This window comes from Clostridium sp. CM036 (genome assembly GCF_055081135.1).
In genome coordinates this window covers 499,046-511,091 of record NZ_CM143652.1, presented here as the reverse complement: position 1 = coordinate 511,091, position 12,046 = coordinate 499,046, and the positions used below count along the sequence as shown (strand labels likewise).

The following is a 12,046-nucleotide window of genomic DNA, read 5'->3' as shown; positions in this document are numbered from 1 at the left end:
TATTTCCAAGGAAATATATTGCATTATTAACAACTTCAATTACTAATAGATTTGACTTGTTTTTATTTTGATGTATCTAATGCTATAATATACACAAAATATATTATTATAAAAGGAGGATATACTATGAACTTTACTAATTACTACATGCCAACAAAAATATTACTAGATGAAGACGTAGTACTAAAAAATAGCAATTTATTTTGTAATTATGGAGAAAAAGCTTTAATTGTTACTGGTAAAACCTCTTCAATCACTAATGGTTCATTAAAAGATGTTACTAATGCGCTGAAAAAAGAGGGAATTAAATATGATGTTTTTAATAATGTAGAAGAAAATCCCTCTTTAGAAACTGTAGAAGCCATTGCAAAACTTGGAATATTACAAAAATCTAATTTCATTATTGGAATCGGAGGGGGATCTCCCATTGATGCCGCAAAGGCAGCCGGTGTGCTCATAAATAACCCAAATGATACAATATGTAATTTATTTGAAAGCCCAAATTTAAAATCTATACCTATAATTGCCGTGCCAACAACAGCTGGAACAGGAACTGAAACAACTCCTTATTCTATAGTTACAGATAATGAACTACAAACAAAGCATGGTATATGTCAAAGAATATTTCCTGAATATGCTCTGCTGGATGTAAAATATCTAATGTTTTTACCAGAAAAAATAACTATTAATACTTCAGTAGACGCTTTATCACATTTAATAGAAGGATATTTGTCAACAAACGCAAGTATATTAAGTGATGCTTTAGCAGAAAAGGGATTAAAATTATTTGGTGAATGTCTAAATATGATAAAAGAAAAAGATTTCACCTACACTATAAGAAAAAAACTAATGGTAGCCTCTACTTTAGCTGGTATGGTTATAGCGCAATCTGGAACATCTCTTCCACATGGAATGGGTTATGCTCTTACATATTTTCATAATATACCTCATGGGAAAGCAAATGGAATACTTTTAAAGTCATATTTAGAATTTTGCGGTGATAAAAGTAAAGTTAAAAAGATTTTATATCTATTAACCCTAGAGAATTTAGATGAACTTGGCTATTTTCTAAACTCTATGCTTGGTGATGTAAATAGTGTAACTTATGAAGACGTATGTTCTTATAGTGACAAAATGACCTTAAACAATAATAAGTTAAAAAATCATCCCACACCTGTAAAGCGAGAAGATATACTAAATATTTATAAGAATAGTTTCAAATTATAAATATTTTAAAAAAAAGCAAATTAACATTTGCTTTTTTTTAGGACATTAAAAATAACAAACACACTACGAGTAATATACCAAATATAAATAATGAGTAAGTTAAACTATTCATGTTATACCCTATTTCTTCTATTTTTGATTTTACATTTATAATTTCTGACTTTTCCTCTGCCATCTCAATTTTGCATTTATTAATATCTTGAGTATTAAATAAATTGATGAATACGCTTCTCATCCTTCTTATAATAGCTTTTCCATAATCGATTTCCCTTTTATTAATTGAATCAATACTTCTCCCTATAAAAGTAACACTGTTAACTACTAAGCGATCAATTATATGAAAAATAAAGCAACTAATAAAAATAATACCTTTTCCTAGAGGCTTATATATATGTTTTTCTAAACTTATCCAATTTAAAGTTGGGTTCACATAATACCAATTAGTACCTTCCCCTTTTTTTAACACTTTTCTTATAAATCCCATATAAATTACGATACCAATTAATATTATTATAAAGGAGCTTTTAATATTATTTAAAGTGTAGAAATCCACGGCTATTGGCTCAGCATTTCCAAATGGCTTTAAAGCTTTATCTAGCACATGTAAGATTACACTTGGATTAAGTCCAATATAAATACTCATTAAACTAAATATAACCATTGGTAAAAGTGTCATTTTAGTTATCTTTGCCTTTACCTTTTCAATATTTTGATTGCTTTTTTCTATAAATACAGCTACAAATATTTTCAGTAAATAGGCTACAGTAAAGCTACTACTTATTATAAACACAATTTCACATGTTTTAAAAAACACCCCCCCATACATATGCTCCGCTTCGATAAGTGCCTCATGCAGCATTGTTTTACTAGTGAATCCATTAAAACCAGGCATCCCTATTACCGATAGAACGCCTATAAAAAACATTATCTTTAATGCATGTTTATTAATTCCAAAGCCACCAATTTTATTTATGCTAACCTCATTTAGCACCAAATATATGGTTCCTGTGCCCATAAATAATAAGGCTTTAAAAATTCCATGATTTATAACATGATACATTGTACCATAAATAGCTATAGTTCTATGCTCTTTCAAAACCCCTATTAATCCTATTCCAACAAGAATATAGCCAATTTGACTCATGCTACTATATGCAAGAATTCTTTTTATGTTTCTCTGCATCATGGCTAGAAAACCACCAATGAACATATTTAGAAGACCTATCACTAGAATAATAATTGAAATCATAAAATCTCCACTCATAATTACTTCAATAGTTAATATAATTCCAAATATACCGGTCTTCGCTAAAACTGCAGATAAAACAATAGTTGCAGGCGTTGGCGCTGCAGGATATGCCTTCGGTAACCATATGTGTAATGGTACCATTCCTGCTTTTACACCAAACCCTATAATAATTAGAGTTACGATAAGATACTTTACATCACCTAACTTGCTTACGCAAGCTCTAAGTTCACTAATATCTAATGTTTGAGTATAATTATACAGCAAAAATAATCCCATAAGCAAAATAAGACCACCAGTTACTGCCATTATAATGTAAGTATTTCCTGCATCATGCGAATAATCATCTTCATCGTTAATTATTAAAGCATATGATGTAAACGACATAATTTCGAAGAAAGTAAACAAATTTAAGAAGTTTTCTGATATGAAAATTCCAATAGTACTCGCTAGAGTTAACATAAAAAACAGATAATATCTATTCCTATTTTTAGGATTTTTTAAATACTGTGTTGAATATATTGTAGTTAAAAACCATATCATAGCTGTAAGCCAGACAAAAACATACCTAAACATATCCAATTTTAAATGAAGGCCTGTACCCATAATATAAGGTATAGATAGCTCTATTGGCTGTACTACAACATATTTATATAATATAGTAGTAACCACAAATACAATGGCAGTCATTACAATATTAAAGATATCTCTATATTTTTCATTTTTCATGCCTATAATGTAGCCTATTAAAGAACTAATAAGTGGGAACAGCAGAATAAACAGTAAATACGTAGTGGATTTCAATATAATACCCTCCTTTCTTAAATTACCTCACTAGCAATTTTCTGAATAAATGAGATAAGCATATTAGGAAATAATCCAAGTAAAACAATTATAATGGTTATCATAACTATGGGTAGTAACATTTTTATTGGTGCTTCCTTAACTATAGTGTTCTCCCCTTTTTTGAAAAAGGCTTCTTTTATAACTGGAAGAAGGTATAAAGCAGTTAATAATGCACTAATAAGCAATATTGCAGGAAAAACCATTTTCCCTTCTGTAAGTCCGCCTTGAGCTAGAAACCACTTACTAACAAAACCATTTGTTGGTGGAATTCCGATAAGTGATATTGCAGCTACACTAAAACACCCCATTGTTATTGGCATCTGTTTGCCAATACCTCTAATCTGACTAATCTCTGTTTTCCCCGTAGTGTACATTATCGCTCCAACACAGAAAAAAAGAACAATCTTAATTACTGCATGATTAATTAAATGAAGCAGACCTCCAACAAATGCATCTTCATTTAAAAGAACCACGCCTAATAATACATATCCTAATTGACTAATGGTTGAGTAAGCTAACCTCTTTTTTAAATTTTCTTGATGTAATGCTAAGAATGAACCCATTAAAATTGAAATTACTATCAGAATACTTAAAAATATATTTATATGGAGCTGCCTAATTATTTCTGTCCCAAAGATAAAATAACTCATCCGTATAATAGCAAAAATTCCCGATTTTACAACAGCGACTGCATGAAGCAGTGCACTAACGGGAGTTGGAGCAACCATTGCTGCAGGTAGCCATGAATGGAATGGCACAAGGGCCGCTTTAACTCCAAAACCTAAAAACATGGAAACGTAACTTACCAAATATAGGTTTTTATTATCATTTGTTAGTGCTGGCAAAATACCATGAGCATCAAATGTTGTATCCTTCGTAATGCTGAATAATAAAATCATTCCAAGCAAAACCAATGTGGCTCCTACAAATGAATATATCAGATATTTTTTCCCGCTTTTTAACGCTTCTTTTGAATCAGTGTGAATTACAAGCGGGAAGGTTGACAATGTAAGAAATTCATAAAAAGCGTAAAGTGTTATAAGATTTCCCGAAAAGGCAATTCCTATGGTTACACCGAGTGTTGCAAGAAAAAAAGTATAAAATTTTCTCTCTTTGCCTTCGTGTTTCATATATTCTATGGCATAGAAAGCAGTGAAAATCCATAAAATTGCAACTAATAAAGAAAACAATATACTTAACTTATCTATTTTAAAATAAATATCTAGAAATTCATTTATTTTGAATAGATGAGTTCTACTTTCTCCAAACACATAAAATATAGTAACTAGAAAAATAAAATTTAATATAACGCCCATACTAACAAAAATATTTCTTTTCTTTTCATCTAATTTTATTGTTGCCATAATTATTGCTAATATAAATGGGAATAAAATTGGTATTATTATTGTGATATTATTCAACTGCGAAGCATCTCCTCTACTTAAGTCCTAGGCTAATTAAATCTATAATACCACTAGATGTTAATCCCACGTAAACCATTGAAATCACTAGAAAAATTACAGGCATCAATTCTTTTACAGGTTTGCTTTTAGATTTATATACTTTATCTTGTAAATTTTCTTCTCCAAAAAATCCATTTATTATGATTGGAAAATAATATACTGCATTTAATAAGCTGCTAAGCAATATAACCGCTACTAAAATTGTATCTCCAGATGCTATAGATGCTAAAGATAAGTGCCACTTGCTTACAAATCCAGGCAATATCGGAATTCCTATCATAGATAGTGCACCCATAGAAAATAATCCTAAGGTTAGTGGCATTTCTCTCCCTATTCCCTTTAAATGTTCTAATGTTTTATGTCCTGTTTGTTCTATCATTCCACCAACTAATAAAAACAAAGCTGATTTAGTTACCGAATGCCCAATAATATGGAATATAGCAATGGAAACTCCTAAATCAGTTCCAAGACCTATACCAAGAAATATATACCCCATTTGTGCCACAGTAGAATATGCTATAACTCTTTTTATATTTTTTTGAAAGATAGCAAAAACTGAGCCCATTATCATTCCTAAACTACCTAATATCAGTATAATATTCAAAACAGAATAATACTTAATTATTTCTATTCCATAAAGTCTATATAATATTTTAATTAAAAGTAAAATAAATGCCTTTAAAACTAAAGAAGATAAAAGTGCACTTGAGGAGGTAGGTGCACTTGAATGGGCATCTGGTAGCCAATTGTGAAGTGGGAACATAGCACTTTTTACTCCAAGACCAACAATAAATAAAACTATAGAAATCAGTACTGCATTTGGATAATTTAAGTGGCTTTTAATTAATATTTCATGAATGTAGTCTATATTCAAATGCCCAGTCATTGAATACAAATAAGCAATTCCCATAAGTACAAGGCCGGATCCGATGCAACTCATAATTAAATATTTCATAGTGGCTTTTATGTTTTCTTTTTTGTCTTTAACAATAATAGTGCCACAAGACGCAAGTGTTCCTACTTCTATAAATACAAAACAGTTAAACAAATCATTAGAATATACTACGCCGAGTAAGGAACCTATTAAAATGTTTATAAGTAAATAATATAAAGCTACCTTTGATTCTTTGATTTCCTTTTCTATACTATAAATTGAATACCAAATTATCATAAGTGAAACAAATGTAAAAACCAAACCCATTATAGCCTCAATTATTCCAATGCGGAATTCAATTCCATAAGGTGCATTAAAATGTCCAATTCTATATAAATATCCTCCCTTGTTAATAACAAAGATTAAATTTATCACTGCTAAAATCATTACTATTGTCATTGATATTAAACTAATACCCTTAACAATCTTTGTGTTTTTAATTAAAGGCATTATAAATGCCGAAATGAACAATATCAATATAATTGTAAGTGGAAAACTCTCGATTAGGCTCATTTTAATCACTCCTCATCTTAATAATTTCATCTAGTTCAATGGTACCGTATCCTTCATACACCCTCACTGTTAGTGCAAGGGCAAATGCTGTTGTACTGACTGCTACAACTATCCCAGTAAGCATAAGCGCAGATGGAACAGGATTGATGTAACCTTGAATTCCTTTATGCGCCCCTATAATAATGGGAGCATCTTTACCTAAAATATATCCTTTTGCAATAAAAAATAAAAAAATTGCTGTATCCATTATATTCATACCAATTATTTTTTTTATTAAATTATTATGCAATAATAATATTGCAAAACCAATTCCAAACAGTATGATTGCGCCAGTCTCATAATAATTATTTATTAATCCTTCCATAATTAAATTTCCCCTCTGTCAAATAAAGTGAAAAAAAAGTATATAGTAATCGCTACAATACTTCCTACTAATATGTTAAGTGGCAATAAAAATCCACCACTGAGTATATTGCCTGGTGTTCCTAAACTAGGCTGCGGAAGCCCTAAATGATTTCCACCAGTTATAAAACTATACCCTTTTAATAACCCATAAAACATAATTGCTCCACATAGATAGGTTATTAATCTTGCGTATGGTAATTTTTTATCTGTAAACTTTTTACCATAAATTATTCTATATAAGATGAAACTTGTGCCTATAATTGTTCCACCTGCAAATCCCCCACCTGGGCTTAGATGTCCATAAAAAATTATATAAATCCCAAAAATCTGAATGCAAGGTATTAGCACTTTACTTACTTCTTTTAAAATAGTACTTTTTATAATGATTTCGTAAGTACCTGTATCCTTAGGGTTCCTTTCTTTCTTTAGAAGTAACAAAACTATAATTGAAGCAGTAAACAATACACTTGACTCAACAAAAGTGTCAAAGGCACGGTAATCTAAAATAATACCTGTAACAATGTTCATTGCACCAGTTTCTTTTGTTGTTTTCTCTATATAATAATGTGCAACTTCATTATTGGCGGGATTATCATATTGTCCAAATTTGGGGAGTTCATTAACTCCCAAAAGTAAAATCATAATTAGAGTTGCTGTAATCCCAATAGATAAAAATTTTCTCATTTTCTTACTCCTTTAACTCTTTTTAGTGTAAGTATAAATAAAATTGTAGTAATACCTGCTCCAACTGCGGCTTCAGTTATTGCTAAATCGGGAGCATTTAGCTGTTGCCATAGAATTGTCATGATAAGGCTATAAACCATAAATACTATTATTGCACCAAGCAAACTTTTTATAGTAGAAACGACTACAGCAGAGCCTATTAAGAACATCAGCATTATCAAACTAAATATCTTCATGTTTTTTCACCCCATTTATTTTCGCAAGAGACGCTTGCCGGGTATACTCAGCCTTAGCAATTAAGTGTGTAGCTGTTGGATTCGCAATCCATACAAATACAATAATTAATACAATTTTCAAACTAACCATATTTAATCCATTTAATACTACCAATGCAGATAGGCATAATATAGCCCCTAAGGTATCACATTTAGCCGCGCTATGGGCTCTTGTAAACACATCTGGAAATCTTATAATTCCTAGTGTTCCAACCATGAAAAAGAATAACCCTCCAAAAAGAAAAATAGCAACAATCAACTCTCTCATATATTTCTCCCTTCTGAATTTCCAATAAATTTAGCTATTACAATAGAAGATAAAAAACTAATCAAAGCATATACTATTGCTACATCCACAAAATAAGTTTCATTAAGTAAAAATGAAACTATAAGAATAAGTACAATAGTTTTAGTGCCTATAACATTAATAGCAATAAGCCTATCTGCTGCACTTGGCCCCTTAATCGCTCGCAACATACATAAAAAAATTGTAGCCGCTAAAAATAAAATAGAAAAAATCAATAGTTTACTCATAAATGTCTTCCTCAACTTCTAAAATTATTTTTTCAAAATCTGAATCAATTAGCCCATTTACAAATTCATTTTTCAAACAATGCACAGTAATTTTATCTCTATCCATTGAAATGGTTAAGGTTCCCGGCGTTAATGTTATAGAATTAGCAAAAATTGTTTTAAGAAAGCCAGATTTTATTTTTGTGTTAATTGTTACTATCTGTGGCGATATTACTATTCGAGGGCTCAAAACTATTTTTGCCACACTAGTATTGGACACTATTATTTCTTTTATCAATATAATAGTGTAAGATAACCATTTTCCAGTGCTTTTCTTGAAATTTACTCGTCTATTACTACACATCAAATCTTTATTTAAATTTCTAACTAATAAACTTATTATTATACCAATGCAAATAGTTTCAACTTTCACATTTGCTGATAGAATGATCCAAAATAATAAATATACAATTCCAAAATACATTTTAAAAATCCCCCTATAAATTTTCACTTAGTTTCTTTATATATTCAATTAGCAATAAACATGCCAAATTTTCTTTGACAAAAAAATGAAGTTTATAATCCATTGATTTTCAACGGTTTATAAACTTCATTTTTTTATTTTAAATAAAATTTTTGTTTTTCATAAAAGCACCTTATTTAAAATCGTACCAATACGATACACTATATTATTATAGCTAACGATTACATGCACCATTTTGAAACACTTGTGCCACATTGATACGATTTTTATAATTATATTAACTGGTAATGGTTACTCTATTCTACACTAATCATTATTGGTGTAGAAATTCAACTTATTACAGAACCGCAGGTGATTATTTAACTAATCTTATATTTTTCCATCTTTCTATACAATGTGGTTCTCCCTATACCTAATATTCTGGAAGCTGCTGCCATATTATCATTTACATTAATCAATGTTTGCATAATAGCATCTTTTTCAATTTGTTCTAATGTAAGTAGTTGCTTTGCGCCACTTACTTCTCCAACATTTTCTTTTTCATTTATATAACTTGGCAAACTCTTATTTGTAATTACACTATTATTTTCAGCTACATTTAATACAAGTTGCATAACATTTTGTAATTCCCGAACGTTTCCGGGCCAATTATAATTAATCATACTTTTATAAAAGCTTTCACTTATTCCTTTTATATTCTTTTCATTAGATTCACTGAATTTTTCATAAAAATAATCAATAAATATCTTAATATCCTCTTTTCGGTCTCTAATGGAAGCAATATAAATTGGCATAACATTTATCCTATAAAACAAATCACTTCGGAATTTTCCTAGTTCAACTTCTTTTTTTAAATCTTTGTTAGTAGCTGCTATAACCCTAACATTTATTGGTATAACATCATGTCCTCCAACTCTTACTACCATGTGGTCTTCTAAAACCCTAAGTAAACTTATCTGAGCGTCTAAGGGCATATCGCCTATTTCATCAAGAAATATTGTTCCGCCATTTGCGAGCTCAAATTTCCCTGGATGTCCACCTCTTTTAGCTCCAGTAAAAGCCCCCTCTACATACCCAAAGAGTTCACTAGAAACTAGATCACGAGGAATAGCACCACAATTTAAAAATACAAAGGGCCTATCTTTCCTTCTACTAGCATTATGTATAGCTTGTGTAAACATTTCTTTGCCTGTGCCACTCTCGCCTTGTAAAAGTATAGTATCATCAGTCTTAGCCGCAATTGATGCTAATTTAATAGAATGGGTTATACTTTGACTTTTTCCAAATATATCATCAAAGGTATATCTTGCATTAGCTCCAACAATTTTATTAATCATACTTAGAACTGCTTTATTCTCTTTAAAAGTAATTAGCACCCCACCTAAGTCACTAGAGCTAAAAATCTTTATGGGGGTAACGTTAACTATACAAGTTTTATTTCTACCCATTTTTGTAGTAAAATCTATTTCTTCCTCCTGATACTCTTTTCCATTATTCATAACATTTATAATATCCTTACCACTATTAGTATATAAAACATTACTTATGTGAATATTATGTACATCTTTCCCACTATATCCCAAGAGTTTTCTTGCAAACCTATTCATACTAATTATATCACCTTGATTATCTATTCTAATAATGCCCTCGGAAATTGATTCTGTAATTTGGTAAAATTGTTCATTTACTATTCTCAATTTTTTATTGTAATACTCTAACTTCATTTCTTTTTCTATAGCCTTTGCTGCGGCTACTACCATACCTAACGTATGTGGATGTACAAATTCATAATTACCTGTAATACTTAATACCCCTAAAACTTTTCCCTTTTCATTTTTTATAGGACATGCAGATGAAGTCCAATTATGATACTCATGTAAATAATGTTCGCCACCAAGTACTTGTATTGGCTCACCAGTTATTAATGAAAGACCAATTGCATTAGTGCCTATTACTTCTTCTTTTACATTATATCCGTCTTGTAATACCAGAAATTTATTTTGCCGCATTAAGCTATCCTCTCCAATATGATCTAATACATATCCATCTCTATCTGTTAAACGAATCATAAAATCAGAATTTTGTAGTAGATTGTACAGTGTTTGCATAAATGGTTTAGCTGTCTGTAATAGAGGCATAAATTCCTTATACTTATTTTTTAGATCATCCTGCGTAAGTTCAATTGTAAAATCCTTTTTAAATGGATCTATATCATTCAATTTGCTTCGTTCCCAAGACTTTGAGATAATATCTCGAAGTCCATTTTTATTTAAAATACCCTTTGAAACAAATAATTGCCGCTTTTTTATAATATCTTCAGAATTACCAAGCAATCTTTTATTTGGCAAATAAATCCTCCCTCTCATAGCATTTTAATATCATTATATGTCTAATTATATAAAATGGCTATTGAAAATATTAAATAAGCAAAAAAAATTCCCTGAAAAAACAAGGAATCTTTAAGAATCAATTAATTTAACTTAATCATCATTTAAATTGATATGACAGTAACCACCTGGATTTTTTTGTAGATATTTTTGGTGATAATCTTCAGCATCATAAAAACAAGAAAGAGGTTGTATCTCTGTAACTACCGGCTTATCGAATCTACTTTGGACCTCATCCTTTGTTCTTAATATAATGTCTAAATCTTTCTTATCAGTATAATAAATACCACTTCTGTATTGATGACCGATATCAGCTCCTTGTCTATTATAAACAGTAGGATCTATTATTCCCCAAAATTTATTCAATATTTTTTCTAGAGATATCACATCTTCATCATAGCTTATTAAACAGGCTTCTGTATGTCCAGTATTTCCCTTACAAACCTCTTCGTATGTAGGTTCCTTCTTTGTACCATTAGCATATCCAACCTTAGTTTGGGCGATACCATTTATTTTTGACATATAAGCTTCTACACCCCAAAAACATCCTCCCGCTACAACAATACTTTCCATTAAATCATCTCCTTTGGAACTGCAACATCTTCGTAGAAGATGCATTGACGACTTCATAAGGAGTATTATACTATTTGCTGTTTGTTATCCAAAAATTTAAAATCTTCTGCTACAACTTCTATGCTATATCTTTTATTTCCATCTTTATCTGTGTAGCTATTACTAGATAGTCTACCTGTTATAGCAATTTGACTTCCTTTTTTCAAATATTTACACAGCGTCTCTGCCATTCCATTCCATGCCACAATGTTTATAAAATCAGCTTCAGGTTGCATATCTTTATGTGATACTTTATTAATTGCCAATGTGAATCTAGTATAAAACCCTTTACCCTCATTAAAACTCTTAAGTTCCAGTTCTCTTGTTATTCTTCCAATTATTGATACATTATTCATATAATATCTCTCCTTTTTATTTAGTAACTTTTTAAAATTATTGACAATAAGAAGAGGTTTTATACAAACAAATGTTTGTTATTCTTTTAAATATTAGTGTG

13 protein-coding genes are annotated in these 12,046 nt (G+C 30.1%); 1 reads left to right on the top strand and 12 read right to left on the bottom strand.

Annotation, left to right across the window (positions count from 1 at the left end; all coding sequences use genetic code 11):
- Nucleotides 1-126: 126 nt before the first annotated feature.
- A complete protein-coding gene (locus ACWJKE_RS02355; RefSeq protein WP_462952926.1) occupies nucleotides 127-1,227 on the top strand; it encodes an iron-containing alcohol dehydrogenase family protein in 1,101 nt (366 codons plus the stop codon).
- Nucleotides 1,228-1,264: 37 nt separating this feature from the next.
- Here ACWJKE_RS02355 and ACWJKE_RS02350 read toward each other — a convergent pair whose 3' ends face one another.
- From ACWJKE_RS02350 to ACWJKE_RS02295, 12 genes are all read right to left on the bottom strand, one after another.
- On the bottom strand, nucleotides 1,265-3,277 hold the full coding sequence (locus ACWJKE_RS02350; RefSeq protein ID WP_462952925.1) for a complex I subunit 5 family protein: 2,013 nt from the start codon (nucleotides 3,275-3,277) through the stop codon (nucleotides 1,265-1,267).
- 17 nt (nucleotides 3,278-3,294) lie between these two features.
- Nucleotides 3,295-4,740, bottom strand: coding sequence for a monovalent cation/H+ antiporter subunit D family protein (locus ACWJKE_RS02345; protein ID WP_216303051.1), 1,446 nt, complete (start codon nucleotides 4,738-4,740; stop codon nucleotides 3,295-3,297).
- A gap of 16 nt (nucleotides 4,741-4,756) precedes the next feature.
- Nucleotides 4,757-6,229 (bottom strand): complex I subunit 5 family protein, encoded by a 1,473-nt coding sequence (locus tag ACWJKE_RS02340; RefSeq protein ID WP_220285877.1) that lies wholly within the window; start codon nucleotides 6,227-6,229, stop codon nucleotides 4,757-4,759.
- A 1-nt stretch (nucleotide 6,230) separates the two neighbouring features.
- A complete protein-coding gene (locus ACWJKE_RS02335) occupies nucleotides 6,231-6,593 on the bottom strand; it encodes a sodium:proton antiporter (RefSeq protein WP_220319512.1) in 363 nt (120 codons plus the stop codon).
- A gap of 2 nt (nucleotides 6,594-6,595) precedes the next feature.
- Entirely contained in the window at nucleotides 6,596-7,318 is a 723-nt protein-coding gene (mbhE, locus tag ACWJKE_RS02330) for a hydrogen gas-evolving membrane-bound hydrogenase subunit E (RefSeq protein ID WP_216303054.1), read from the bottom strand.
- On the bottom strand, nucleotides 7,315-7,554 hold the full coding sequence (locus ACWJKE_RS02325) for a hydrogenase subunit MbhD domain-containing protein (RefSeq protein WP_216303055.1): 240 nt from the start codon (nucleotides 7,552-7,554) through the stop codon (nucleotides 7,315-7,317). Before ACWJKE_RS02325 ends, mbhE begins: the two co-directional genes overlap by 4 nt.
- A complete protein-coding gene (gene mnhG, locus ACWJKE_RS02320; protein WP_216303056.1) occupies nucleotides 7,541-7,861 on the bottom strand; it encodes a monovalent cation/H(+) antiporter subunit G in 321 nt (106 codons plus the stop codon). Before mnhG ends, ACWJKE_RS02325 begins: the two co-directional genes overlap by 14 nt.
- On the bottom strand, nucleotides 7,858-8,127 hold the full coding sequence (locus tag ACWJKE_RS02315) for a monovalent cation/H+ antiporter complex subunit F (protein WP_216303057.1): 270 nt from the start codon (nucleotides 8,125-8,127) through the stop codon (nucleotides 7,858-7,860). The genes mnhG and ACWJKE_RS02315 overlap by 4 nt, the downstream gene beginning before the upstream one ends.
- Nucleotides 8,120-8,590, bottom strand: coding sequence for a Na+/H+ antiporter subunit E (locus tag ACWJKE_RS02310; protein WP_220319511.1), 471 nt, complete (start codon nucleotides 8,588-8,590; stop codon nucleotides 8,120-8,122). The genes ACWJKE_RS02315 and ACWJKE_RS02310 overlap by 8 nt, the downstream gene beginning before the upstream one ends.
- A 359-nt stretch (nucleotides 8,591-8,949) precedes the next feature.
- Entirely contained in the window at nucleotides 8,950-10,938 is a 1,989-nt protein-coding gene (locus ACWJKE_RS02305) for a sigma-54-dependent Fis family transcriptional regulator (RefSeq protein ID WP_220285879.1), read from the bottom strand.
- Between the two features lie 132 nt (nucleotides 10,939-11,070).
- On the bottom strand, nucleotides 11,071-11,550 hold the full coding sequence (gene msrA / locus ACWJKE_RS02300) for a peptide-methionine (S)-S-oxide reductase MsrA (RefSeq protein WP_220319510.1): 480 nt from the start codon (nucleotides 11,548-11,550) through the stop codon (nucleotides 11,071-11,073).
- 65 nt (nucleotides 11,551-11,615) lie between these two features.
- The gene (locus tag ACWJKE_RS02295; RefSeq protein ID WP_216303061.1) at nucleotides 11,616-11,945 is read right to left on the bottom strand and encodes a single-stranded DNA-binding protein; all 330 of its coding nucleotides are present in this window, start codon (nucleotides 11,943-11,945) and stop codon (nucleotides 11,616-11,618) included.
- Nucleotides 11,946-12,046 lie beyond the last annotated feature (101 nt).

Coding starts and splice junctions, on each gene's coding strand:
- ACWJKE_RS02355 (WP_462952926.1), top strand. CDS start 127: ATGAACTTTACTAATTACTACATGCCAACAAAAATATTACTAGATGAA.
- ACWJKE_RS02340 (WP_220285877.1), bottom strand. CDS start 6,229: ATGAGCCTAATCGAGAGTTTTCCACTTACAATTATATTGATATTGTTC.
- ACWJKE_RS02335 (WP_220319512.1), bottom strand. CDS start 6,593: ATGGAAGGATTAATAAATAATTATTATGAGACTGGCGCAATCATACTG.
- mbhE (WP_216303054.1), bottom strand. CDS start 7,318: ATGAGAAAATTTTTATCTATTGGGATTACAGCAACTCTAATTATGATT.
- ACWJKE_RS02325 (WP_216303055.1), bottom strand. CDS start 7,554: ATGAAGATATTTAGTTTGATAATGCTGATGTTCTTAATAGGCTCTGCT.
- mnhG (WP_216303056.1), bottom strand. CDS start 7,861: ATGAGAGAGTTGATTGTTGCTATTTTTCTTTTTGGAGGGTTATTCTTT.
- ACWJKE_RS02315 (WP_216303057.1), bottom strand. CDS start 8,127: ATGAGTAAACTATTGATTTTTTCTATTTTATTTTTAGCGGCTACAATT.
- ACWJKE_RS02310 (WP_220319511.1), bottom strand. CDS start 8,590: ATGTATTTTGGAATTGTATATTTATTATTTTGGATCATTCTATCAGCA.
- msrA (WP_220319510.1), bottom strand. CDS start 11,550: ATGGAAAGTATTGTTGTAGCGGGAGGATGTTTTTGGGGTGTAGAAGCT.
- ACWJKE_RS02295 (WP_216303061.1), bottom strand. CDS start 11,945: ATGAATAATGTATCAATAATTGGAAGAATAACAAGAGAACTGGAACTT.